Genomic DNA, 23,399 nt, shown 5'->3' on the forward strand with positions numbered 1-23,399 from the left:
CCTCTCAGCGCGATACACTCAACTTATAATAGTCCACGGAAGGGAAAGTCATGACCGAACCTGCCGACCTCGTGTCCGAGATCGAAGCGCTGGAAACCAAACTACAAGAGGCCAAGGCCTCGATCACCCGCCGCTTTATCGGACAGGAACGGGTCGTGGACCTGACGCTGACCGCGTTGCTGTGTGGCGGGCATGCGCTTCTGATCGGCCTGCCCGGTCTGGGCAAGACGCGGCTGGTCGAGACGTTGTCGACCGTGATGGGCCTGCATGGCAACCGTATCCAGTTCACGCCCGACCTGATGCCCGCCGATATTCTGGGGTCCGAGGTTCTGGACACGGCCGAGGATGGCTCCCGCCATTTCCGGTTCATTCAGGGTCCGATCTTTTGCCAACTGTTGATGGCGGATGAGATCAACCGCGCCAGCCCGCGCACCCAGTCGGCGTTGTTGCAGGCGATGCAGGAACGCACGGTGACTGTGGCGGGTGAGGATCGGTCGCTGGGTGACCCCTTCCACGTGCTGGCCACGCAGAACCCCATCGAACAGGAGGGCACCTATCCCTTGCCCGAGGCGCAGCTTGACCGGTTCCTGGTGCAGATCGACGTGGAATACCCGGACCGCCAGACCGAGCGTGATATTCTGCTGGCGACCACAGGCGTCGAAGAAGAAGAGGCGCATGAGATTTTCACCAAACAAGAGCTGCTGGCCGCGCAGGTTCTGCTGCGCCGGATGCCGGTGGGGGAGTCCGTGGTTGAACTGATCCTCGATCTGGTCCGCGCCTTCCGCCCCGAAGAGGCCGGCGTGTCCGAGCGCGTTGCTGAGACCGTTGCATGGGGCCCCGGTCCCCGTGCGGCGCAGGCGCTGATGATGACGGTGCGCGCGCGCGCGATGCTGCAGGGGCGGCTGGCGCCCAATGCCGAGGATGTGCTGGACATGGCACGCCCCGTTCTCAGCCACCGGATGGCGCTGAACTTTGCGGCACGGGCGCGGGGTGACAGCCTTGCCGATCTGATCGAAAGCACCGCCGCAGGTCTGGCCCGCACCGAGGCTGCGGCGTGAATGCCGCGCTGACCCTTCGCGAAAGGTCCGAGGCCGAGGCGTCCCGGTTCCCGCCCCTTTTGGCACGGGCCGAACATCTGGCCGGAACCGTCCTGCTGGGCGATCACGGGCGCAGACGATCCGGTCTGGGCGATGATTTCTGGCAATACCGCCCGGCGCAGATCGGTGACAGCCGTCGTATGATCGACCATCGGCGGTCGGCCCGTGGGGATCAGCAATTTGTGCGCGAACGCGAATGGCAGATCGCGCAATCGGTGATGATGTGGATTGATCAGGGGGCATCCATGCGGTTTGCCTCTGACAAGACGCTGCCCCCGAAAGCCGACCGGTCGCGTCTGTTGGCGCTTGCTATCGCCATTCTGCTGGTGCGGGGCGGCGAGCGTGTTGGTCTAACCGGAACCACCTTGCCGCCCCGGCGGGGCAATGCGCAGATCGTGCGGCTGGCGCAGGCCTGGTCCGAGGATTCCGAGACCGACTACGCCCCGCCCGAACACCGCGCGATGATCCCCCATGCGCGGGCTGTGTTCATATCCGACTTCCTTGGGTCGCTGGACGAGGTTGAGCTGGCCCTGACCAAAGCCGCAGATCGCGGAGTCCGGGGTGTGCTGCTGCAGGTGCTCGACCCCAAGGAAGAGACATTTCCCTACCGTGGTCGCACCATTTTCGAAAGCGTCGGTGGGTCTGTGCGGCATGAAACGCTCAAGGCTGGAGAATTGCGGGATCGCTATCTTGAGCGGCTTGCCAAGCGCAAGGATGCGCTGACCCGGTTGTGTCGCGCCACAGGCTGGCAATTGGGCCTGCACCATACCGGTGACAGTGCACAGGCGGCTCTTTTGTGGCTCTATCGCGCGCTGGATGGGGGAACGCGATGACGGTTTTGGCGGGCATCGGCTTTACTGCACCATGGGTGCTGCTGGGTCTGCTGACCCTGCCGATCTTGTGGCTGATCCTGCGCGCCGTGCCACCTGCGCCGATCCGACGTTTGTTCCCTGCCGTGACGCTGTTGTTGGGTCTGAAGGATGAAGAGAGTGTCTCGGATCGGACCCCGTGGTGGCTGTTACTGCTGCGAATGCTGGCCGCGGCGGCGATTATCATTGGGTTGGCCGGACCGGTCCTGAACCCGTCCCGCGATCAGACCGGAACGGGCCCTTTGCTGCTGCTGCTTGATGCCAGCTGGGCCGGGGCCACGCGCTGGTCCTCAACCCTCGATCAGATCGATGCGCAATTGTCCGAAGCCGGGCGCGCAGGCCGCACCGTGGCCATCCTGAGCCTGACGGAGCCTGAACAGCCGGTATTCCAAGCCGCAGAAGCGTGGCGCGGACGTTTGCCCGGTTTGACCCCGACACCATGGCAACCCACCGAATTGCAGATCGATCAGGCAGTGGCCGCTATCGGCCAGTTGGACGGTGGCTTTGACACCCATTGGTTCAGCGACCGTTTGGCCTTTGAAGGGCAAGACCGCGTTCTGGCAGCACTCCAAGCGCGCGGGGCAGTCACTGTCTATCAGGCCGCAACACCGGTTCTGGGCCTGCTGCCCGCCGCTTATCAGGATGGCGTGATCCAACTGACCGCTCAGCGGGCCGAGGCCGGACCTGCCGACAGCATGACCGTTTTGGCGCAAGGCCGCGACCCCGCCGGAGTGATGCGGGTTTTGCAATCGGTCGAGTTGGAGTTTCCCAGTGGTGAGACACTGGCGCAGGTAGACCTGGCGCTGCCATCTGAGTTGCGCGCGCGGATCACAAGGTTTGAGATTCAGGGCCAGCGCTCTGCCGGCGCCTTGACCCTGACCGATGACAGCCTGCGCCGGCGTGAGGTGGCGCTGATTGCGGGCACGCTGAATCGCGAAGGGCTGGAGCTGCTCTCGCCCCTGCATTACCTGACGCAGGTTCTCAGCCCGACGGCGGATTTTGTTGAGGGCGGCTTGCTGGAAGTTCTGCCCGCCAATCCCGACGTGATCGTTTTGGCCGATGTGGCAAAGCTGTCAGATGGTGAGCAATCGGCATTGACAGAATGGGTTGAGCAGGGCGGTTTGCTGCTGCGTTTTGCCGGGCCGCGTATGGCGGCCAGTGATCTGGGCCGGGATGCCGAAGACACGCTGTTGCCGGTGCGCTTGCGCAGCGGCGGCCGTTCGGTCGGCGGTGCCATGAGCTGGGGTGAGGCCAAGGGACTGGCTCCGTTCCCCGAAGGCTCTCCCTTTTTCGGATTGCAGGTTCCGGGGGATGTAACGGTGACCACGCAGGTCATGGCGCAACCAGACCCTAACTTGGCGGATCGGGTGATTGCGTCGCTCTCGGATGGCACGCCGCTGGTGACGCGCAAACCGCTGGGCTTGGGGCAGGTCGTTCTGTTTCATGTGACCGCAGATGCGGAATGGTCCAGCCTGCCCCTGTCGGGCCTGTTCGTTGAGATGCTGGATCGGCTTGCCGTGGCCTCAGCCGCCAAGACCCGTCAGCAGGATCAGTTGCAGGGCACCACGTGGGAGCCTGTTCAGGTCATGGATGGCTTTGGCACCCTGTCCGATGCGGGCAACCTGGCCGGAGTGGACGGGGCAGAGTTGCTTGGTGGCGCGATTGGCCCTGATCTGCAACCGGGGCTTTATGAAAGCGGCAAGCAGAAACTGGCGTTGAACGTGCTGTCCGACGATACCGTCCTCAGCCCCGTTAGCTGGCCCTCGGATGTACCGATCAAGGGGCAGGAGGTCAGTACGGAAACCCCGATCGGGGGGCTGCTTCTCAGCCTCGCGCTGGTGTTGCTGACCGTCGATGTGCTGGCCTCGCTGGCCCTGTCCGGGCGCTTGGGTCTGGCCAAGGCGGCAGCCGTTGCGCTGGGCGCGATGCTGGTTGCGCCGCAGGGTCAGGCGCAAACGCCCGAGGATACGCAGTTTGCCCTGACGGCCACGCAGGAACTGGTGCTGGCCCATGTGCTGACAGGCAATGCACAGGTCGACGACGTGGCCCATGCGGGCATGCGGGGGTTGGCGCAGACGCTGTTCTATCGCACCTCGGTCGAACCTGTGGACCCGATGGGCGTCGATCTGGAACGGGATGAGCTGGCATTCTTTCCGCTGCTCTACTGGCCCGTCACGCCGGATCAGCCGCAGCCCTCGGCCGAGGCCTATGCCAAGCTGAACGCCTATCTGCGTTCGGGCGGGATGATCCTGTTTGATACGCGCGACGCGGATGTGGCGCGGTTCGGGGCCTCCAGCCCCAATGGTCGCAAGCTGCAACAGCTGGCCGCCCCTCTGAATATCCCCGCGTTAGAGCCTGTTCCACGTGATCACGTGCTGACCCGTGCGTTCTACCTGTTGCAGGATTTCCCGGGCCGCTATTCCGGGACCGAGGTCTGGGTTGAGGCCGCGCCGCTGGATGCCGAACAGATTGAGGGGATGCCCTTCCGCAACCTCAATGACAACGTGACGCCGGTGGTCATCGGTGGCAATGACTGGGCCTCGGCCTGGGCCGTGGACCGCAACGGTCAGGCGCTGTTGCCGGTGGGTCGGGGCTATGCGGGCGAGCGTCAGCGTGAGCTTGCGAACCGCTTTGGCGTGAATTTGGTGATGCATGTGCTGACCGGGAACTACAAATCCGATCAGGTGCATGTGCCTGCTTTGCTGGACAGGTTGGGACAATGACCGGAACCGTCATATTCGATCCGTTGGTGCCATGGCCCGTTCTGGCGATTGTCGCAGCGATTGCAGGCACAGGTGTGATACTGGCCCTGTGGCGCGGTTTGTCGGGCTGGGCTCTGCGTGGGCTGGCGGCCGTGGTCGTGATCGCTGCGCTGACCGGGCCCGCCTATCAGGTCGAAGATCGCGCGCCCCTGACCGATATCGTTCTGATGATCGAAGATCAAAGCGCCAGCCAGAGCCTGTCGGACCGGGCCGAACAGACAGCGCAGGCCGCCGACAGCCTGGCTGCCGAGATTGAAAGCCGGGACAACACGGAACTGCGCCGGATCGCGGTCGGGGATGGCGATGGCGACGCGGGCACGCAGGTCATGGCGGCGCTGAATGCCGCGCTGGCCGAGGAACCGCGCGCCCGGATTGCGGGTATTCTGGTGGTTTCGGACGGGATCGTTCACGATGTGGATCAGGCCCCGGACCTGCCCGCCCCGCTGCATTTGCTGCAGACCGGTCGGGCAAGTGACTGGGACCGCCGCCTGATTGTCCGCAACGCCCCTGCCTTTGCCATCATTGATGAGCCGGTGACCCTAACGTTGCGGGTCGAAGACAGCGGTGCCGCCCCGGCCGGTGCCTTGACCGCGCCGCTTGAGGTCTCGGTTGACGGGGCCGAGCCCGAGCAGTTCACCATTCCTATTGGTGTCGATGTGGAATTGCCGATTGCCTTGCCCCATGGCGGGCGCAATGTGCTGCAATTCACCGTGCCGCGCGCCGAAGGGGAACTGACCGATCGCAACAACACGGCGCTGATCCAGATGAACGGCGTGCGCGACCGGCTGCGGGTGCTGCTGGTTTCGGGTGAGCCGCATCCGGGTGGGCGCACATGGCGCAACCTGCTGAAATCCGACAGCTCGGTCGATCTGGTGCATTTCACCATCCTGCGCCCGCCGGAAAAACAGGACGGCGTGCCGGTGGATGAACTTTCGCTGATCGCCTTTCCAACGCGCGAGCTGTTTCTGGAAAAGATCAACGATTTCGATCTGATCATCTTTGACCGCTACAAGCGCCGGGGCATCCTGCCTGCGATTTATCTGGATAACGTCACCCAGTATATCAACGATGGCGGCGCGGTTCTGGTCGCGGCAGGCCCGGATTTTGCCAGTGCCGACAGTATCTTCCGCTCACCACTGGCCCCGATCCTGCCAGCCCATCCCACGGCGCGGGTGATTGAGGAACGCTTTGTGCCAATGGTGACCGATCTGGGGCACCGCCACCCTGTGACCACCGAACTGGGCGATTCCGAGGATTGGGGGGCCTGGCTGCGCCAGATCGATGTCAGCCAGCGTTCGGGCGAGATGTTGATGACCGGCGTTGATGACCGTCCGCTGCTGGTGCTGGACCGCGTGGGCGAAGGGCGCGTGGCGCTGCTGGCGTCGGACCATGCGTGGCTGTGGAGTCGCGGCTTTGAAGGCGGCGGCCCGCAGCTGGAACTGCTGCGCCGTCTGGCCCATTGGATGATGAAAGAGCCCGAGCTTGAGGAAGAGGCCATGTGGGCCGAAGCCAACGGTCAGGTCATGCGTATCATCCGCCAGACGCTGGGGGATGAGATCGGTCCCGTCACCATCACCCGTCCCAACGGTAAAACGCTTGAGATCACGCTGGACGAGGTCTCTCCGGGCCGGTTCGAGGCACAGTATTTCGGCCCCGAGATTGGGTTGTACCGCCTGCAAGAGGGCGATCAGTCTGCCGTGATCGGCCTTGGCCCTGCCGCGCCGAAAGAGTTTGAGCGCACAATCGCAACCGATGAGGTTCTTGCGCCCCTGCTGGCCGAAATGCGGGGCGGCGCGCTGGCGGTTGAAGATGGCCTGCCCGCGATCCGCGAGGTGCGCGCCGGGCGTCCCGCTGCCGGGCGCGGCTGGATTGGCCTGACCCCGCGCAACGCTTATGAAACGCGCGATGTCACGCAGGCCGGGCTGTTGCCGCCATGGCTGGTTCTGCTGCTGGCAGGTGGTTTCCTGCTGGGCGGGTGGCTGCGCGAGGGGCGGCGCTGATTACTCGAACACCACGCTGACGCTAGGATTACCCGGCAACCCGGCATAGGTGACCGACGCGCCCCCTTTGCCTTTCGCGGGGGGAACAAGCGGCCCGAATGACCCGACCGAGATCAGGTCTCCGGGCTGGAACGAGATGCCTTTTGACATCAGCCATAGCGCCGCATTGGCCGGATGCCCCAGAACCGCAGTGCCCGGGACCTGTGCCAGAATCTCACCATCCGCTGCGAGGAGCGTAACGGTCATATCGGCCAGTGCCTGCGTCATGGCCGCCGGGTCTGACACCGCAATCTCTGCACCCAATACGCCCAGTTTTGGCGCAACTCCAATGGCGGTCAGGGTTTCCGGCGTAATCGGTTCACCTTCGGCGAGGGTCAGATCGGGTAGCTCAATAAAGGGATGAACGGCCGAGATATGCTCCATGATCTCAACTGGGGTTGTGGCCTGATTGATGCCTGCATCGCCAACGACCAAAATCAAATCGGCCTCAAACACCGGACGGGCACCCCATTGCGCCGGAACCCTTGCGCCATCGCTCAGCATCATGTCGCGGAACAGCACGCCCCGTACCGGTTCGGACGCGCCGAACCGGTTTTGCGCAGGCGGGCTGGTCAAACCGGCCTTGTAGCCAATGACAGGACCCAGATGCGGCTCTAATGCAGCGACAATGCGGGCCTGAGTGCACAGCGCATCCTCCATATTTCCAGTGGCGGACAAGGCTGCGGTCGGGGTGTTGCTCAGGTAGTCTGACACAAATTGCGCGACCTGTTCGTCAGTGGCGCAATCGGCCCGTGCGACCGAAGCGGATAAGGCGAACACGCAGATCAGTTGGATGGGACGCATGGCAAACCTTTCATTGCCGAAACTCTGACACGGCGCGCATCGTTCCGGCAACGGCTTAAGCACTTTTTCACGCTCTGCCCGGATGCTGTGCCCGACCGACCCAGGATAATCTAAGATGAGTCTTGCAAACAAACTGGCGCAGGAACGGCGCGCGCGTCTGGCGGCGGAACGCCTGTTAGAGATGAAACAGGCCGAGCTTTCGGCAGCCAACCGCAAGCTGGGTCTGCATGCTGTGGCGTTGACCAAACGCATCGGTGAAACCCAGGCCGAGGTTGAAACGGTGCGCGGCGAAAACGAAAAGGTCAAATCCGATCTGACACGCGCGAATGCCAAGATGGAACTGGCCGAGCGCCGGTTGTGGCAGTCCATGCAGACCATTCAGGATGGCTTTGCCTTCTTTGATCACCAGAACTGTCTGATCGCGGCGAATGCCACCTATCTGATGCTGTTTGACGGATTGGATGAGGTCGCTCCGGGCATTTCCTATGCGCGTATCCTTGAGATTCTGACCGACGAGGGCCTTGTGGATATCGGCACGGAACCGGCCTCGGACTGGCGGCGCAGAATGTTGGAGCGCTGGACGCTGCCGCATCCTGAATCGGTGGTGATCAAGCTGTGGAATGGCGAGTATTTCAAGATGATCGACCAGCGCGGCAATGGTGGTGACGTCATCAGCCTTGGCCTGAACATCACCGCCACCGTCCGCAATGAGGCCGAGTTGAACGCCGCCCGCGAACGGGCCGAGGCCGCGAACAGAGCCAAATCCGCCTTTCTGGCCAATATGAGCCATGAGATCCGAACCCCGATGAACGGCATTGTCGGCATGACCGAGCTGTTGTCGGAAACCCCTTTGGATGAGGAACAGCGCCTGTACCTCAACACCATCCGCAATTCGGGTGAGGCGCTGTTGGTGATCATCAACGACGTTTTGGACTATTCGAAAATCGAAGCGGACAAGCTGATCCTGCACCCTGAACAGTTCGACTTCGAACGCTGCATTCTTGAGGTCGCGATGCTGTTGCAGCCCAGCGTGCGCGACAAGGGGCTGTCTTTGCTGGTGGATTACGACCTGTTCCTGCCGACACTCTTTGTGGGCGATCCCGGACGTGTCCGGCAGGTGCTGACCAATCTGGTCGGCAACGCGGTGAAGTTCACCTCGGACGGGCATGTGTTGATCCGCGTGACCGGGGTGCCGAATGCCGAGACAAACAGCTGCGACATTCACGTGGCGATCGAGGATACAGGCATCGGGATCGAGGCTGAAAAGGTCACGCATATCTTTGGTGAGTTCAATCAGGTCGAGGATGCGAAAAACCGCGAATTCGAAGGCACCGGGCTGGGTCTGGCGATCACCAAACGTCTGGTGACCCTGATGGGCGGCTCGGTCTGGGTCGAAAGTGAGCCGGGTCAGGGATCATGTTTCGGGTTCCGGGTGTCGCTGCCCACGGTTGAGGGGCCGCAGCCCGCACCGCCCGATCTTCACGGGCGTCTGCGCCATGTCATCGTGGTCGAGGATCTGGCCGTGAACCGCGCGATCCTGTCGAAACAGCTGGGCCGGTTGGGCTCACGCGTGACGGTCTGCGCCACCGGGGCCGAGGCGCTGGCGGCCGTGGACGATTCCGTGGACCTGCTGCTGTGCGATCATGACCTGCCGGATATGGACGGGCTGGATCTGGCGACAACGCTGAAAGACCGCGGCTGGGGCGATGTTCCGGTGGTGGTGATGTCTGCCAATCCCGGCATCATCCACGCCAATCCGGCCCGGCATCTGATCGAAGGTGTGTTGCAAAAACCGATCCCGCGGGCCGAGCTTTATGCCCGCCTGACCACTCTGGGTCGCGCGCCGGTGGACCCGCAGCCGGACGCGCCCGTCGTTCAGCCCGCGCCGACCGCGGACCACCCGCGCAAAATGCGCGTTCTGGCGGCCGAGGATAACCGAACCAACCAGTTGATCCTGCAAAAGATGGTCAAGGATCTGGATATTGACCTGAAATTCGCAGGTAACGGGCTTGAGGCTGTTGAATACTATCAGACATTCGACCCGGACCTGATCTTCATGGATATCTCGATGCCCAAGATGGATGGCAAACAGGCGACCTCGGAGATCCGGTGGCGTGAGGTTGAGACCGGCCGCCATGTGCCCATTGTGGCGCTGACGGCTCATGCCATGGCGGGGGATGACCAGGGCATCCTTGCGGCGGGGCTGGACCACTATCTGACCAAACCGCTGCAAAAACGCAAAATCCAACAGATGATCCTGGATCATCAACCGGAACAGACCTTGCCCGTGATTGCCGACCCCGCCACGGCTGACTAAGTTGGTTTCATGACAGATCGTGGATTTCAGCCCCGCGCTTTGGGCGAGATCGCCATTCGCTGCGCCGATATGGCGGCAATGGTTGCGTTTTACGAAGATGTGATCGGTCTAAAGCGCCTGATGGGCGACCATAACAGTGCCATCACATTCTTTGAAATTGCCCAGGGATTCGGCGGCCATACGCAGGTGCTGGCGCTGTTTCACCACACCGCAGCACCGCGTCCCGGCCTGCATCCCTCGGGGTCTGATGCGCCTGTGACCGGGGCGGGGTCGTCCCTGCATCACATCGCACTCTCGCTGCCTTTTGCCGAACAAGAGGCGGTGATGCGTTGGTATGACAAACTGGGCCAGCCCTACCGCGTTGAACAGTTCGGCTGGATCGGTTGGCGCGGCATTTTCACCGAAGACCCCGAAGGTAATACGGTGGAACTGGTGGCCTATGACCCCTCGATGCGGGATCAGGCCTGATAGGGGCGCACAAAGACCGGTTTGTCTTCTTCCGACAGGTCGGCGCGGTATTCATAGCCTCCGGTGTCGAAATCCAGCAGACCCTTGGGATCGGTCAGGCGATGTTGGACGATGTAGCGCGCCATGGCACCGCGCGCTTTCTTGGCGAAAAAGCTGACAATTTTGGGGGTGCCCGCCTTGTCTTCCATGAAGACGGGCGTAATGACCTGCAGTTTCAGCGCCTTGAGGTCGACCGCACCGAAGTATTCCTGGCTGGCGCAATTCACCAAGACATCTGATCCGATCTGATCGCCTTGGGCGTTCAGCGCCTTGCTCAGCTGGTCGCGCCAATATTCATACAGGTTCTTGCCGCGCCGGGTTTTCAGCTTGCTGCCCATCTCAAGCCGATAGGGCTGAATGGCGTCCAGCGGACGCAGCATGCCGTAAAGACCCGACAGAATGCGCAGGTGATCCTGCGCCCAGGCCATTTCGTCTGCATCCAAAGACGCGGCCTCAAGCCCCTGATAGGTGTCGCCTGCAAAGGCCAGCGCGGCGGGGCGGGTCAGATCGGCCTCGGGCGCGTCTGAGAAGGCGCGGTACCGGTCACGGTTCAGGCGCGCCAGATCATCGCTCAGGTCCATCAGCTTTTTCAGATCGCCCAGCGTCAGGTTGCGGGCGGTTTTCGACAAGCGGATCGCGTCGTCCTGAAAATCGGGTTGCGTGACCGTCACATCGCGCTCGGCCCAGTCCAGCCGCTTGGCCGGGGAAATCACTACCAGCATATCCGCCCTTACTCCTTGCCTGATACCCGGTACTTAGCCCGCCTGTTCCAGCACGTCCAGAAAGGCCGCGCCAAACCTTTCGTGACGACGATCGCCCAGCACCTGTTCCAGCCCGCGCTGATCGCCGGGCCGCAGCTGCGCCACCTTGGCCAGTTGCGAGGCCGAGCAGGTCAGCGGTTTGTCGATCCCGTCGGGCCCGCGCGACAGCTGGGTCTGAACCTCAAGCAGCTGGTCGTAAATATCCCCCTGATCGCGTCCAGCCAGTTTGCGGCGGGCAGGGTGCAGGGCCGCGGCTTCGCCCGCGATCACCTCAAGGAACGTATCGCCATAGCGCTCCAGCTTTTTTGCGCCCACACCGCCGATCCGGGCCATGTCGTCCAGCGTCATCGGGCGGGTTTCGGCCATCTCGATCAGGGTTCGGTCGGGGAAGATGACATAGGCCGGCACCCGCTGCAATTCCGCCAGCGCGCGGCGTTTGGCCTTGAGCGCGGACAGCAGAGGCGCGTCTTCTTCAGCCACCATCGCTTTGACGGCGGGGCGGCGGGTGGCTTTGCGGATCGTGTCCTTGCGCAGGTTGATCTGCGCCTCGCCTTTCAGGATCGGTTTTGCGGCCTCGGTCATGCGCAGGGCACCGTGGCGGTCGGGGTCGGGGCGGACCAGATCGTGCCCCATCATTTGCCGGAAGATCGCTTGCCATTGCGGACGCGACCAATCCTTGCCGATGCCCCATGTGGACAGGGCGTCATGCCGCCGGGCGCGGATTTTGTCGGTTTCATTGGCCAACAGGATGTCGATCAGATGGCCCGATCCAAACCATTCCTCTGTGCGCAGGATACATGAAAGGGCCATACGGACAGGCGTGGTGCCGTCGAAAACCTCGGGCGGGGTGTCGCACAGATCGCATTTGCCGCAGGGCTCGGCCTGTTCCCCGAAATAGCCCAGCAGAGTTTGACGGCGGCAGACCAGCGCCTCGGCCAGCCCAAGTAGAGCGTTCAGACGGGCATGGTCGGCCATGCGCCGTTCCGGCGGGGCCAGCCCCTCGTCGATTTGCGAGCGGCGCAGGCGGATGTCGTCGGGGCCAAAAAGGGTTAGCGTTTCCGCGGGCCCGCCATCGCGGCCCGCACGACCGATCTCCTGATAATAGGCTTCGATGGATTTGGGCAGGTCCGCATGGGCGACCCAGCGGATGTCGGGTTTGTCGATGCCCATGCCAAAGGCCACGGTGGCAACGACGATCAACCCGTCCTCACGCGCAAAACGGGTTTCGACAATGCGCCGATCTTCGGGGTCCATGCCGCCGTGATAGTGGCAGGCCACGTGGCCCTCGGCGCGCAGGGCCTGCGCCAGCACCTCGGTCTTGTTGCGGGTGCCGCAATAGGCGATGCCGGATTGCCCTTTGCGCGCGGCGGCGAAATCCAGCACCTGTTTGCGCGGCCCGTCCTTGGCAGCAAAGGCCAGATGGATGTTGGGCCGGTCAAACCCGCGCAGGAATTTGCGCGGTGCGGTGCCGTCGAACAGTTTCTCGACAATCTCGTCCTGCGTTTCCGCATCCGCTGTGGCAGTGAAGGCCGCCAAGGGCACATTCAGGGCGCGCCGCAGTTCTCCGATCCGTAGGTAGTCAGGGCGGAAATCATGGCCCCATTGGCTGACGCAATGGGCCTCGTCCACCGCAATAAGACTTACATTGATCCGCCGCAGCATGCCCAAAGCCGACCCGGCGGCCAGACGTTCGGGGGCCATGTAGAGCAGTTTCAGCCGACCGGCCTCCAACGCCTCCCACACTGCGTCGGTCTCTTCGGGGGTGTTGCCGGATGTCAGGGCACCGGCCTCGACACCGGCCTCTTGCAACCCGCGTACCTGATCGCGCATCAGGGCGATGAGGGGGGAAATCACCACCGTCACCCCGTCGCGCATCAGCGCAGGCAATTGGAAACACAGGGATTTTCCGCCCCCGGTGGGCATGATGGCCAACACATTTTCGCCCAGCGTGACGGCATCGACGATCTCTTCCTGACCGGGGCGGAAGTCGTCGAATCCAAAGACATCTCGCAGCAAAGGCGCGGCGTCGAACATGTGGGGGGTGCCCTGTTTTAAGGTTTATCTGCTCTTAAGACAGGACAATCACATACTAAGATTCGGTGAACAAGAGGTCAGACGAAATAGACCATATTGTTGATCAGGATGATCCGTAGGGCATAGACCCCGATCAGCACTACCAAAGGCGTCAGGTCCAGCCCGCCCATATTGGGCAGAATGCGCCGGATCGGGCCATAAATAGGTTCCAGTATCCGGTTCAGACCATACCAGATTTGCGCCACCAGCTGCTGGTGCAGGTTGAGCACCTGAAAGTTGATCAGCCAGCTCATGATCACATGGGCCAGAATGATGAACCAGACAATGTCCAGGATCAGCAACAGAATTTGGATCAGCGACAGCATGGGGCCTCCGGGTAGTCGATTGCCTGAGACCTAAGCGCCCCCGCACCAAAGAGCAAGCCCGCCAACAGAGTGCTTGCGAAATGACCCAAAGCCCCGTCTTATGAATGCAACGATAACAGGGGCAGTCATGGCAGAGATTTCCAAGCGCAAGCGCATCTGGGGCTGGTGGTTTTTCGATTGGGCATCGCAGCCCTATCACTCGCTGCTGGTGACCTTTGTCTTTGGACCCTATTTCGCCGGTGTCGCGGCCGGGTATTTCTCGGGCACCGGGCTGGATGCCGAGGCTGCGGCTGCGCGGGCGCAGACGGTCTGGGCCAATTGCCTGACCATTACAGGCCTGATTATCGCCTTTGGCGCTCCGCTTTTGGGGGCGTTGGCGGATGTGTCCGGGCGGCGCATTCCTTGGATATTCGGCTTTTCGGTGATGTATGCCGTGGGATCAGCCGCGCTGTGGTACACGATGCCCGACGGATCAAACATGTGGCTGATGCTGTCGGCCTTTGGTCTGGGGTTTGTGGGTGCCGAATACGCGCTGATCTTCATCAACTCGCAGCTGCCCGAGCTGGGCGATGACAATGAGGTGGGCGAGATTTCGGGCTCGGGATTTGCGTTCGGGTATTTTGGCGGGCTGATCTCACTTGCGATCATGCTGACCCTGTTTGTCGAGCAACCCAACGGCAAAACGCTGATCGGTATTGCGCCGATCCTTGGGCTGGACGCCGCCGCGCAAGAGGGGACGCGGTTCGTCGGTCCCTTTACCGCCGGGTGGTTCATTCTGTTCATGGTGCCCTATTTCCTGTGGGTGCGGGATGACCCGGACAGCAACAAGAAAGGCAGTTTTGCTGAAGCGCTGCGCCTGCTGGGCAAGTCCATTTCCGATCTCAGGCACCGGGGTAGCCTGGCCAGCTATCTGGTGTCGTCGATGTTCTACCGGGATGCGCTGAACGGGCTTTACAGTTTTGGCGGCGTTTACGCGCGGCTGGTGCTGGAATGGGATCTGATCAAGATCGGCGTATTTGGGATTGTCAGCGTTCTGGCCTCAGCCATCTTTGCGTGGATCGGGGGCAAGGCCGATAAGAAATACGGCCCTAAGCCGGTCATTCTGTTGGCGATCTGGGTTCTGATCTTTGTCTGCATCACGGTGGTGTCGATGGACCGCACACAGATTTACGGAATCCCGCTGGCCGAAGGTTCAAACCTGCCCGACATGGTGTTCTTTGGTTGTGGTGTTCTGATTGGTGGCATGGGCGGCATTTTGCAATCGGCCAGCCGATCCCTGATGGTGCGCCACACTGATCCCAAGGCCCCTGTGGAAAGCTTTGGTCTGTATGGTCTGTCGGGGCGTGCCACCGCCTTTGCCGCGCCCTTGCTGATCGGAATTGCCACAACGGTCACCGGCAGCGCGCGTCTGGGGGTGTCACCGATCATCGCTTTGTTTATTCTGGGCCTATTCCTGATGCGCTGGGTGAAACCGGAAGGGGATCAGAGCAGATGATTTTACTACGTTTTTTGGCAATAATTGCCGCGATTACATTGGCAGGAACGGCTGGGGCGCAACCTCTGGCCAAGCAATTGTTCGGGGCGCAAAAGCAAAGCTCAGCCCAAAAACCGGCCGCGTTCGGCAGTTATTCGCGCGGATGTGCGGCCGGATCGGTCCAACTGCCCGAGACGGGACCGACATGGCAGGCCATGCGCCTGTCGCGCAACCGAAACTGGGGCCACCCCGAGGCGATCGACTATGTGCAGGACCTCAGCCGGTTTGCGGCCAGGCAGCCGGGGTGGAATGGTCTCTATATCGGGGATATCAGCCAGCCGCGGGGCGGCCCGATGACATCCGGGCATCGCTCTCATCAGTTGGGCCTGGATATCGATATCTGGATGCTGCCGGGCGACAACATGCGCCTGAGCCGCAAAGCGCGCGAGAACCTCTCATCGATTTCCCTGCGCCGCGCCAATGGGGCTTTTGTCAATGGCAACTGGACCAAACAACATCATGAGATTCTGAAAGCAGCCGCCAAGGACAAGCGCGTGGCGCGGATTTTCGTCTTTCCCGGTGCCAAGGTTCAGATGTGCAAGGACGAGAAAGGCAACCGCGCGTACCTGCGCAAAATCCGGCCATGGTGGGGGCATCACTATCATTTCCACGTGCGTCTCGCCTGTCCGCGCGGCTCCAACGGGTGTGTCAACCAAGATCCGCCCCCCAAGGGGGATGGCTGTGATCAGGCGCAGGAGTGGGTGAACAATATCCTTAACCCGCCGCCGCCTGATCCGAATGCGCCTGCGCCAAAGCCCCGGCGTGAATATCGTCTGGCTGATCTGCCACAGCAATGCGCCGCCGTACTGCAATCCAACTGATCGCAGCGCTGCCATTGGCAGGAATGGCATGGGGGGTCGAGGTTAAATCGGCCACCCATCTGCACAGTTTTGCCTGGCGGCACAGTGCCGACTGGTTTGGCGGGTTCTCGGCCCTGCAGATCACCGACAATGGCCGCCAGATGATTGCGCTCAGTGACCGCGCTGTTTTGGTGCGCGCAGCCATCACGCGGGACGGGGACGCGATCACCGGTATTTGGATCACCGGAAACTGTCCGGTCCTGTCCAGCAAGGGTCGCCCGTTGAACGGCGGAGCGGGGGATTCCGAAGGGATCGCCTTTGCCCCGGATGGAAGCTTTTACATCTCGTTCGAGGCCGTCCACCGCGTGGCCTGGTATGCAGGCCCCGATAGCCCCGCCCGCGTGCTTCCGCGCCCGGACAGTTTCAACGGGCTGAACCCCAACGGCTCGTTCGAGGGGCTGGCCATCGATGATCGGGGGCGTCTCTATACCTTGCCGGAAAAAAGCCGCACGGCTGAGGGTGCCATCCCGGTCTATCGCTGGGATGGTCAGGTATGGTCGACCCCGTTTGTGCTGCCGCAACGGGGCAGGTTCCTGCCCGTCTCGGCTGATTTCGGGCCGGATGGCCGGTTCTATGTGCTCGAACGCAGCCTGTCGCTGATCGGGTTTCAATCGCGCCTGCGCCGGTGGCGGATCGCGGGATCAAAGGCTGAGGCCGAAGAAACCCTGTTCACAACCAGCATCGGCGCGCATGACAACCTCGAAGGTCTGTCCGTCTGGCGCGACGATCAGGGGCGTTTGCGGGCCACCATGATCTCGGACGACAATTTCCTGGCCCTGCAACGCACCGAGTTGGTGGAATATCTGCTGCCTGATTGACTTGGGCGGTCCAAGGGTCTAAACGCACAGCTTGCCTTGGGACGGTCCCTTGGCCAAGTCGCCGCTACCTTGTCAAAACGGGCATCAAAACATGCAACGCGCTTACATCCCCGGCATTATTGCCATGGCCGCCATTGTTGTGGCCTCGAACATCCTGGTCCAGTTCCTTGTCTTTGACGGGCTGTTGACCTGGGGTGCCTTTACCTATCCGCTGGCCTTTCTGGTCACTGACATCATGAACCGCGTCTACGGCGTGTCCACCGCCCGCAAAGTTGTCTTCGCGGGTTTCATAACGGGCATCATCTGCTCGCTGATTGGCAGCCAGATCATGCTGCAGGGTGACGGGTTCACCTATGCCGCCGTGCCGCTGCGGATCGCTGTTGCGTCCGGCACAGCCTTTCTGATCGCGCAGCTGACCGACGTCACCGTGTTCAACGCGATGCGCGGTGGCCGCTGGTGGCGCGCGCCGCTGATCTCGACGCTGGTCGGGTCGGCGCTGGATACGACGATCTTCTTCACACTGGCCTTTTCGGCCTCGGTCACGGTCTTCGGTGCCAATGCCGACGCCGCAATCAACTGGGCGTGGGAGCCGGTGCCCTTCATGCTATCCGGCCCGATGACTCCGCTGTGGGTGACGCTGGCCTTTGCCGACTGGCTGGTGAAACTGTCGCTGGCGATGATCGCGCTGGTCCCGTTCAAGGTAATTGTCTCGCGCCTGACCGCACAGCCTGCTTAAAAAAGTGCTTTGAGAATGGCGCATCTTGTGTCAGGCTCAAAGTCAACCGCAACAGATAGAAAAGGAGGTGATCCAGTGTCAAGAAAGAGATTGGAGAGAGGTGTCGGAACAACCGGGGGGATCGCCTGTTAAGGCAGCCCTTGGCGGAGCGCTCGCTCCGGCTGGTCGAGTGATCTAACCGACCCGACCTCCTGAACTTTCGAAGGGCCGTCCCATCGGGGCGGCCCTTTTTGTTTCCCCGCATGGCGGCTATGGTCCGCCTCATGTTGCGCATCACGGACGATATCGCCCTGCAAGATTGGGAAATGACGGAAAGCTTCGTGCGGTCCTCCGGCCCCGGCGGGCAGAATGTGAACAAGGTCTCAACCGCCGTTGAGCTGCGGTTCGAGGCTGCGCGCTCGCCTTCGCTGCCTGATCCTGTGAAGAACCGGCTGAAACGGCTGGCTGGTCGCCGCTGGACCAAAGATGGCGCGATCATCATCCAGTGCGAAGAAACCCGGTCGCAGGCCCGCAACCGCGAGATTGCCCGCGCCCGGCTGGCTGACCTCATCACCCGCGCGCTGGTCAAACCCAAACGCCGGATTGCCACCAAACCCACCTATGGCTCGGTCAAGCGCCGTCTGGCCGCCAAAAAGGCGCGCGGGGACGTAAAGGCCCTGCGCGGCAAGGTTTCCGAAGATTGAACTGGCAGTTTCGCCGCACCTTGCTAGTCTGACCCCGGTAAGGGAGAGCAAGATCATGAGGTTACAGGGCAAAACCGCAATCGTGACGGGCGGCGCGTCGGGCTTTGGCGCGGGGATCGTGCAAAAATTCCTGTCCGAAGGTGCGCGGGTCATGATCGCCGATATCAACGGCGCAGCGGCTGAAGAACTGGCGCAGCAGCATGACAACGCCGTGGCGCAACAGGTTGACGTGGCCGATGCGGCCTCGGTGCAGGCAATGGCCAAGGCGGCGATGGACCAATTCGGCCCGCTGGACATTCTGGTCAACAATGCCGGTGTCACCCATATGCCCACCCCACTTGAGGACGTCTCTGAGGATGATTTTGACCGCGTTTTCAACGTGAATATGAAATCCGTCTACCTCACGGCGCGCGCTTTCGTGCCCGCCATGAAGGCGCGGGGGGCAGGGGCAATCCTGAACGTGGCCTCAACTGCCGGTCTGTCGCCGCGCCCGAACCTGAACTGGTATAATGCTTCCAAGGGCTGGATGATCACCGCAACCAAGACCATGGCCGTCGAACTTGCCCCGTCCGGCGTGCGTGTGAACGCCATCTGCCCCGTGGCCGGAGAGACCCCGCTGCTGAAATCCTTCATGGGTGAAGATACGCCCGAAATGAGGGCCAAGTTCCTGTCGACCATCCCCATCGGGCGCTTTTCAACCCCCGAGGATATGGCCAACGCGGCCCTGTTCCTCTGCTCGGATGAGGCCAGCATGATCACCGGAACGGCCCTCGAAGTGGACGGAGGCCGATGCATCTGACCCGTCCCTTCTTCTGTTTGAAAATACTTCCGCCGGAGGCAGCGCGCTTGCGCGCTTTCCAACTCCAACATCAGAACCTGTCATGACCCCCGGACCAAGAAACCTGATCACCGATGTCCCCGGCCTGCTGGTCGGCAATGCACAGGACGGGGCACTGAAATCCGGCACCACCGTTCTGACCGCGGATCAGCCCTTCACGACGTCGGTCCATGTGATGGGGGGCGCGCCCGGCACGCGAGAGACGGATCTGTTGGCGCCGGACAAATCCGTTACGCAAGTGGATGCAATTGCGCTGTCGGGCGGGTCGGCCTTTGGTTTGGATGCGTGCTCGGGCGTGTCCGACGCCCTGCGCGCGCGGGGCCGGGGCTATGCGGTGGGGGATATTGCCGTTCCGATCGTGCCCGGTGCGATTCTGTTCGACCTGTTGAATGGCGGTCAGAAAAACTGGACCGAGAACCCCTATCGCGCCCTTGGATACGCAGCGTTCGACGCCGCTTCGCAAGACTTCGCGCTGGGAAGCACGGGCGCGGGCACCGGGGCATTGGCAGCCAGACATAAAGGCGGGCTGGGCTCTGCCTCTGTGGTGCTGGAAAGCGGTGTAACTGTCGGGGCATTGGTTGCGGCCAATCCATTGGGCAGTGTGACAACCCCCAATGACCGGCACTTTTGGGCCGCTCCGTTTGAAATTGACGGCGAGTTCGGCGGTTTAGGGCCTGATATCGGTACGGGTCTGGGTCAACCAGCGCCCAGCCTCAAGGCGCAGGCCATGCGGCCCGCCGATCCGGGTAAGGGCAACACCACAATTGCCATTGTCGCCACCGATGCCACGCTGACAAAACCTCAATGCCAGCGGCTTGCCGTGGCAGCCCATGACGGAATTGCCCGCGCGATCCTGCCCGCCCACACGCCGGGGGACGGAGATCTGGTCTTTGGCGTCAGCACTGGCGCGCGCGCCTCTTGTACGGATACTGAACTTGGGATGATCGGACACGCCGCCGCATTGTGCCTGGCGCGGGCCATTGCGCGGGCGATTTATCTGGCGACGCCGGCCGAAGGGGATCTTTTGCCCTGCTGGTCGCAGCCACTTGATCTCGGTTAAGGACGACTAAGGTCGGATTGTGACACGGTGCCCTCGCGCGGCAATCTGCGCGTTGACTCTTTTCTGTGCCGGCGTTCCATTCGGTGCAGCCAAAATGTATCGGAGCAAACAGCTATGAACCGCATTCTCGCGACCGCAATTGTCGGCCTGTTGGCCCTTCCCGCTTATGCAGAAGGTGATGCAGAAGCCGGAAAGAAGGCGTTTAACAAATGCAAATCCTGCCATATGATCGCTGACCCTGACGGCGAAGTGATCGTCAAAGGCGGCAAGACCGGACCGAACCTGTATGGCATCGCAGGCCGTACTGCAGGCACCGTTGAAGGGTTCAAATACGGCGACAGCATCGTTGCCGCTGGCGAAAACGGACTGGTTTGGGACGAAACGACCTTTGTTGAATACGCTCAGGACCCCAAGGCGTTCCTGAAAGACTATCTGGGCGAAACCTCGGCTAAATCGAAGATGACCTTCCGCCTGAAGAAAGGCGGCGAGGACGTTTATGCCTATATCGTCAGCGTTTCGGGCGAATAACGCCTGACGTCTGCCCATTCCTGTTAGCGTTACAAAAGGCCGCAGCCCCTGCGGCCTTTCGTGCGATTGATCACAAGCCGCATCAGCGCCACGTTGGAGGGACGAGGAGCGTCATGACTGGAATCGCTTCTCAGAGCTAAGCCGATCTGGCGGCAGCCAACCCGCATTTCCCGCCATCCTGGCGGATCGGCAGCAGGAGACAACATATGGGAATCATGATCCCGGCCTGGGTTGATGGCGAATTGACCGCAGTGGACAAGCTTGAGGCGCATGAAAAGGGCCTGCGGCACAAGGCCGTGTCGGTGTTTGTCGTCCGCGGGACCGAGATTTTGCTGCAACGCCGGGCTATGGGAAAATATCACACGCCGGGCCTTTGGGCGAATACCTGCTGCACCCATCCCCGCTGGGGCGAGACGCCTTCTGAATGCGCGGTGCGCCGCCTGAGGCAAGAGCTGGGCATCACCGGGCTTTATCCTGAATATCGTCACCGGCTGGAGTACCATGCCGATGTGGGCAATGCGATGATCGAGCACGAGGTGGTCGATGTCTTTCTGGCCCATGTCCGCGGCCCATTGCAGATCGAACCGAACCCGGATGAGGTGATGGATATTCGCTGGATCGATTATCATGACCTGTTGGCCGAGGTGCAGCGTCATCCGACGCGGTTCACCCCTTGGCTGAAGATCTATCTGCACAACTATGCCGACACGATTTTTGGCCCTGATCTGATCATCTCGGCCGCCACCTGAACGCTACGGCTTGCAAGGGCCGTCCAAGCCGCCTAAATCAACGCGTCATGGCCAAGCAAAAGCAGAAGACCGACCCGAATTACAAAGTCATCGCCGAAAACCGGCGCGCCCGCTTCGATTACGCGATTGAAGAGGATATCGAGTGCGGCATCATGCTGGAAGGGTCCGAGGTCAAATCCCTGCGCGCAGGCGGGTCGAACATTGCGGAAAGCTATGCCTCGGTCGACGATGGAGAGTTGTGGCTGATCAACAGCTATATCGCGCCTTATGAGCAGGCGAAGGTGTTCAAACACGAAGAACGTCGTCGCCGCAAGCTGTTGGTCTCGCGCAAGGAATTGTCGAATCTTTGGAATGCGACCCAGCGCAAGGGCATGACGCTGGTGCCGCTGGTTTTGTATTTCAACCACAAAGGCCGGGCCAAGCTGAAGATCGGCATCGCCAAGGGTAAGAAGCTGCACGACAAGCGTGAAACACAGGCCAAGCGCGACTGGTCACGTCAGAAACAGCGGTTGATGAAGGATCATAGCTGATCCTTCGCCGTGTTCAGAACGCCATGGCTGCGGCGACGGCGCGTTTCCAGCGGTCATAGGCGGCGTCACGGTCTTCTTGCGACATTTCCGGCTGGAACCGGCGGTCCAGCGCCCAGGTTTCCGAAAATCCCTTTTGGTCCGGGTAAACGCCTGCGCGCATCCCCGCCAGCCATGCAGCCCCCAATGCGGTGGTTTCCTGCATGACGGGACGGTCAACCTCGGCCCCCAGATAGTCCGACAGCCCTTGCATGGCCCAATCGGACGCGCTGGCCCCGCCATCGACACGTAGGGTCACATCGGTCTCGGCGCCCCAGTCGCCCTGCATGGCGTGCCACAGATCGCGGGTCTGGTAGGCGATGCTTTCCAGCGTGGCTTTGGCGAACTCGGCCCGGCCAGAATTGCGGGTCAGGCCAAACATCGCGCCCCGGCAATCGGGTTTCCAATACGGCGCGCCCAGCCCGGTAAAGGCGGGGACCAGCACCACATGCTGGGTGGGGTCGGCCTGCTGCGCCAGCTCACCGCTTTCGGGGGCGGTTTCGATGATCTGCAAGGCATCGCGCAACCATTGCACGGCGGCCCCGGCCACAAAGATCGAGCCTTCCAGAGCATAGGTGCGTTTGCCGTCCAACTGATAGGCAATCGTCGTCAGTAGGCGATTTTGGGACTCAACCGGTTTGTCGCCGGTGTTCAGCAGCGCAAAACAGCCCGTGCCATAGGTGGATTTCATCATTCCGGGCTGGAAACATGCCTGCCCGATGGTGGCGGCCTGCTGATCGCCAGCCACGCCCAAGATTGGAATATTTCCCCCAAATAGGGTCGTTTCTCCGAAATCCGAGGCGCAATCGTGGACCTGTGGCAGCATCCCAATCGGTACGTCCAGCAGGTCGCAGATCTCGGCGCTCCACGCGCCTTTGTGGATGTCGAACAGCAGGGTGCGGGCGGCGTTGGTGGCGTCGGTGGCGTGGCTGCGGCCTTCGGTCAGACGCCAGATCAGGAAACAGTCGATGGTGCCGAACAGCAGCTCTCCGGCTTCGGCTTTTTCGCGGGCACCGGGGACGGTATCCAGCAGCCATTTCACCTTGGTGCCCGAGAAATACGGGTCCAGCAGCAAGCCGGTTTGGGCGGTCACGTCATCCTCGCAGCCCGCTTGTTTGTAGCGGGCACAAATCTCGGCGGTGCGGCGGTCCTGCCAGACAATGGCGTTGTGGATCGGTTTCCCGGTGGCGCGGTCCCAGACCACGGTGGTTTCGCGCTGATTGGTGATGCCGATTCCGGCGATCTGGTCAGGGGTGACACCAACGGTTTCCATCACCTCATGGCAGACGCGTAGCACGCTGTCCCAGATTTCCTCGGGGTCGTGTTCGACCCAGCCCTCCTGCGGGAAATGCTGGGTGAATTCGTGCTGCGCGGTGCCTGCGCGCTGCATGTCCGCGTCAAACAAAATGGCCCGCGATGATGTGGTGCCCTGATCAATGGCGAGAATATAGGTCATGCCCCGCGCCCCCCTC

General features: G+C 61.8%; 21 protein-coding genes. 16 read left to right on the plus strand and 5 right to left on the minus strand.

What is annotated here, in order from left to right; translation table 11 throughout:
- Window positions 1-50: 50 nt before the first annotated feature.
- Genes ACRZ94_RS11280 through ACRZ94_RS11295 form a run of 4 tightly spaced genes read left to right on the plus strand, consistent with a single transcriptional unit; the run spans window position 51 to window position 6,728 of the window.
- The gene (locus ACRZ94_RS11280) at window positions 51-1,058 is read left to right on the plus strand and encodes an AAA family ATPase (protein WP_480653323.1); all 1,008 of its coding nucleotides are present in this window, start codon (window positions 51-53) and stop codon (window positions 1,056-1,058) included.
- Window positions 1,055-1,930 (plus strand): DUF58 domain-containing protein, encoded by an 876-nt coding sequence (locus ACRZ94_RS11285; RefSeq protein WP_480653325.1) that lies wholly within the window; start codon window positions 1,055-1,057, stop codon window positions 1,928-1,930. Before ACRZ94_RS11280 ends, ACRZ94_RS11285 begins: the two co-directional genes overlap by 4 nt.
- Entirely contained in the window at window positions 1,927-4,689 is a 2,763-nt protein-coding gene (locus ACRZ94_RS11290) for a DUF4159 domain-containing protein (RefSeq protein WP_480653327.1), read from the plus strand. The genes ACRZ94_RS11285 and ACRZ94_RS11290 overlap by 4 nt, the downstream gene beginning before the upstream one ends.
- Window positions 4,686-6,728 (plus strand): hypothetical protein, encoded by a 2,043-nt coding sequence (locus ACRZ94_RS11295; RefSeq protein ID WP_480797367.1) that lies wholly within the window; start codon window positions 4,686-4,688, stop codon window positions 6,726-6,728. The genes ACRZ94_RS11290 and ACRZ94_RS11295 overlap by 4 nt, the downstream gene beginning before the upstream one ends.
- On the opposite strand, the gene ACRZ94_RS11300 is transcribed toward ACRZ94_RS11295, so the two are convergent.
- Complete coding sequence (locus ACRZ94_RS11300; RefSeq protein WP_480797368.1) at window positions 6,729-7,571, minus strand: 2-keto-4-pentenoate hydratase; 843 nt, start codon at window positions 7,569-7,571, stop codon at window positions 6,729-6,731.
- A 115-nt stretch (window positions 7,572-7,686) separates the two neighbouring features.
- Here ACRZ94_RS11300 and ACRZ94_RS11305 point away from each other — a divergent pair, with 115 nt between their 5' ends.
- Both ACRZ94_RS11305 and ACRZ94_RS11310 read left to right on the plus strand, forming a co-directional pair.
- Entirely contained in the window at window positions 7,687-9,888 is a 2,202-nt protein-coding gene (locus tag ACRZ94_RS11305) for a response regulator (protein ID WP_480653333.1), read from the plus strand.
- Between the two features lie 9 nt (window positions 9,889-9,897).
- A complete protein-coding gene (locus tag ACRZ94_RS11310) occupies window positions 9,898-10,356 on the plus strand; it encodes a VOC family protein (protein ID WP_480653335.1) in 459 nt (152 codons plus the stop codon).
- Here ACRZ94_RS11310 and yaaA read toward each other — a convergent pair.
- The 3 genes from yaaA to ACRZ94_RS11325 all read right to left on the minus strand — a co-directional run bounded on the left by yaaA (window position 10,347) and on the right by ACRZ94_RS11325 (window position 13,555).
- On the minus strand, window positions 10,347-11,117 hold the full coding sequence (yaaA, locus tag ACRZ94_RS11315; RefSeq protein WP_480653337.1) for a peroxide stress protein YaaA: 771 nt from the start codon (window positions 11,115-11,117) through the stop codon (window positions 10,347-10,349). The two genes, ACRZ94_RS11310 and yaaA, sit on opposite strands and share 10 nt — an antisense overlap.
- 33 nt (window positions 11,118-11,150) lie before the next feature.
- A complete protein-coding gene (recQ, locus tag ACRZ94_RS11320) occupies window positions 11,151-13,190 on the minus strand; it encodes a DNA helicase RecQ (protein WP_480797369.1) in 2,040 nt (679 codons plus the stop codon).
- A 77-nt stretch (window positions 13,191-13,267) separates the two neighbouring features.
- Window positions 13,268-13,555, minus strand: coding sequence for a YggT family protein (locus tag ACRZ94_RS11325; protein WP_480653342.1), 288 nt, complete (start codon window positions 13,553-13,555; stop codon window positions 13,268-13,270).
- A gap of 127 nt (window positions 13,556-13,682) precedes the next feature.
- Here ACRZ94_RS11325 and ACRZ94_RS11330 point away from each other — a divergent pair, with 127 nt between their 5' ends.
- The 10 genes from ACRZ94_RS11330 (at window position 13,683) to smpB (ending at window position 21,891) form a co-directional block, all read left to right on the plus strand.
- Window positions 13,683-15,050 carry an MFS transporter gene (locus ACRZ94_RS11330; RefSeq protein ID WP_480653343.1) on the plus strand — a complete coding sequence of 456 codons (1,368 nt, stop codon included), beginning with the start codon at window positions 13,683-13,685 and terminating at the stop codon, window positions 15,048-15,050.
- Window positions 15,047-15,910 carry a penicillin-insensitive murein endopeptidase gene (mepA, locus tag ACRZ94_RS11335; protein WP_480797370.1) on the plus strand — a complete coding sequence of 288 codons (864 nt, stop codon included), beginning with the start codon at window positions 15,047-15,049 and terminating at the stop codon, window positions 15,908-15,910. The genes ACRZ94_RS11330 and mepA overlap by 4 nt, the downstream gene beginning before the upstream one ends.
- Window positions 15,883-16,767, plus strand: a complete 885-nt coding sequence (locus ACRZ94_RS11340) for an esterase-like activity of phytase family protein (RefSeq protein WP_480797371.1) — start codon at window positions 15,883-15,885, stop codon at window positions 16,765-16,767. The genes mepA and ACRZ94_RS11340 overlap by 28 nt, the downstream gene beginning before the upstream one ends.
- Window positions 16,768-16,858: 91 nt before the next feature.
- On the plus strand, window positions 16,859-17,503 hold the full coding sequence (locus tag ACRZ94_RS11345) for a queuosine precursor transporter (RefSeq protein ID WP_480797372.1): 645 nt from the start codon (window positions 16,859-16,861) through the stop codon (window positions 17,501-17,503).
- A gap of 263 nt (window positions 17,504-17,766) precedes the next feature.
- Entirely contained in the window at window positions 17,767-18,186 is a 420-nt protein-coding gene (gene arfB, locus ACRZ94_RS11350; protein ID WP_170684349.1) for an alternative ribosome rescue aminoacyl-tRNA hydrolase ArfB, read from the plus strand.
- Between the two features lie 55 nt (window positions 18,187-18,241).
- A complete protein-coding gene (locus ACRZ94_RS11355; RefSeq protein WP_480653350.1) occupies window positions 18,242-18,985 on the plus strand; it encodes an SDR family oxidoreductase in 744 nt (247 codons plus the stop codon).
- An 82-nt stretch (window positions 18,986-19,067) separates the two neighbouring features.
- Window positions 19,068-20,084 carry a P1 family peptidase gene (locus tag ACRZ94_RS11360; protein WP_480797373.1) on the plus strand — a complete coding sequence of 339 codons (1,017 nt, stop codon included), beginning with the start codon at window positions 19,068-19,070 and terminating at the stop codon, window positions 20,082-20,084.
- Window positions 20,085-20,198: 114 nt separating this feature from the next.
- Window positions 20,199-20,612, plus strand: coding sequence for a c-type cytochrome (locus ACRZ94_RS11365; RefSeq protein ID WP_480797374.1), 414 nt, complete (start codon window positions 20,199-20,201; stop codon window positions 20,610-20,612).
- A gap of 206 nt (window positions 20,613-20,818) precedes the next feature.
- Window positions 20,819-21,361 (plus strand): isopentenyl-diphosphate Delta-isomerase, encoded by a 543-nt coding sequence (gene idi / locus ACRZ94_RS11370; protein ID WP_480797375.1) that lies wholly within the window; start codon window positions 20,819-20,821, stop codon window positions 21,359-21,361.
- A gap of 47 nt (window positions 21,362-21,408) precedes the next feature.
- Entirely contained in the window at window positions 21,409-21,891 is a 483-nt protein-coding gene (smpB, locus tag ACRZ94_RS11375) for an SsrA-binding protein SmpB (protein ID WP_209195765.1), read from the plus strand.
- Between the two features lie 13 nt (window positions 21,892-21,904).
- Here the strand turns inward: smpB and glpK are convergent, their stop codons facing one another.
- Window positions 21,905-23,383 carry a glycerol kinase GlpK gene (gene glpK, locus ACRZ94_RS11380; protein ID WP_480797376.1) on the minus strand — a complete coding sequence of 493 codons (1,479 nt, stop codon included), beginning with the start codon at window positions 23,381-23,383 and terminating at the stop codon, window positions 21,905-21,907.
- Window positions 23,384-23,399 lie beyond the last annotated feature (16 nt).

This window comes from Ruegeria sp. CH10 (genome assembly GCF_056537125.1).

Bases quoted from the DNA above. Each gene is read 5' to 3' on its own strand.
- ACRZ94_RS11280 (WP_480653323.1), top strand. From the start codon at position 51: ATGACCGAACCTGCCGACCTCGTGTCCGAGATCGAAGCGCTGGAAACC.
- ACRZ94_RS11290 (WP_480653327.1), top strand. From the start codon at position 1,927: ATGACGGTTTTGGCGGGCATCGGCTTTACTGCACCATGGGTGCTGCTG.
- ACRZ94_RS11295 (WP_480797367.1), top strand. From the start codon at position 4,686: ATGACCGGAACCGTCATATTCGATCCGTTGGTGCCATGGCCCGTTCTG.
- ACRZ94_RS11300 (WP_480797368.1), bottom strand. From the start codon at position 7,571: ATGCGTCCCATCCAACTGATCTGCGTGTTCGCCTTATCCGCTTCGGTC.
- ACRZ94_RS11305 (WP_480653333.1), top strand. From the start codon at position 7,687: ATGAGTCTTGCAAACAAACTGGCGCAGGAACGGCGCGCGCGTCTGGCG.
- ACRZ94_RS11310 (WP_480653335.1), top strand. From the start codon at position 9,898: ATGACAGATCGTGGATTTCAGCCCCGCGCTTTGGGCGAGATCGCCATT.
- yaaA (WP_480653337.1), bottom strand. From the start codon at position 11,117: ATGCTGGTAGTGATTTCCCCGGCCAAGCGGCTGGACTGGGCCGAGCGC.
- recQ (WP_480797369.1), bottom strand. From the start codon at position 13,190: ATGTTCGACGCCGCGCCTTTGCTGCGAGATGTCTTTGGATTCGACGAC.
- ACRZ94_RS11325 (WP_480653342.1), bottom strand. From the start codon at position 13,555: ATGCTGTCGCTGATCCAAATTCTGTTGCTGATCCTGGACATTGTCTGG.
- ACRZ94_RS11330 (WP_480653343.1), top strand. From the start codon at position 13,683: ATGGCAGAGATTTCCAAGCGCAAGCGCATCTGGGGCTGGTGGTTTTTC.
- mepA (WP_480797370.1), top strand. From the start codon at position 15,047: ATGATTTTACTACGTTTTTTGGCAATAATTGCCGCGATTACATTGGCA.
- ACRZ94_RS11340 (WP_480797371.1), top strand. From the start codon at position 15,883: ATGCGCCGCCGTACTGCAATCCAACTGATCGCAGCGCTGCCATTGGCA.
- ACRZ94_RS11345 (WP_480797372.1), top strand. From the start codon at position 16,859: ATGCAACGCGCTTACATCCCCGGCATTATTGCCATGGCCGCCATTGTT.
- arfB (WP_170684349.1), top strand. From the start codon at position 17,767: ATGTTGCGCATCACGGACGATATCGCCCTGCAAGATTGGGAAATGACG.
- ACRZ94_RS11355 (WP_480653350.1), top strand. From the start codon at position 18,242: ATGAGGTTACAGGGCAAAACCGCAATCGTGACGGGCGGCGCGTCGGGC.
- ACRZ94_RS11360 (WP_480797373.1), top strand. From the start codon at position 19,068: ATGACCCCCGGACCAAGAAACCTGATCACCGATGTCCCCGGCCTGCTG.
- ACRZ94_RS11365 (WP_480797374.1), top strand. From the start codon at position 20,199: ATGAACCGCATTCTCGCGACCGCAATTGTCGGCCTGTTGGCCCTTCCC.
- idi (WP_480797375.1), top strand. From the start codon at position 20,819: ATGGGAATCATGATCCCGGCCTGGGTTGATGGCGAATTGACCGCAGTG.
- smpB (WP_209195765.1), top strand. From the start codon at position 21,409: ATGGCCAAGCAAAAGCAGAAGACCGACCCGAATTACAAAGTCATCGCC.
- glpK (WP_480797376.1), bottom strand. From the start codon at position 23,383: ATGACCTATATTCTCGCCATTGATCAGGGCACCACATCATCGCGGGCC.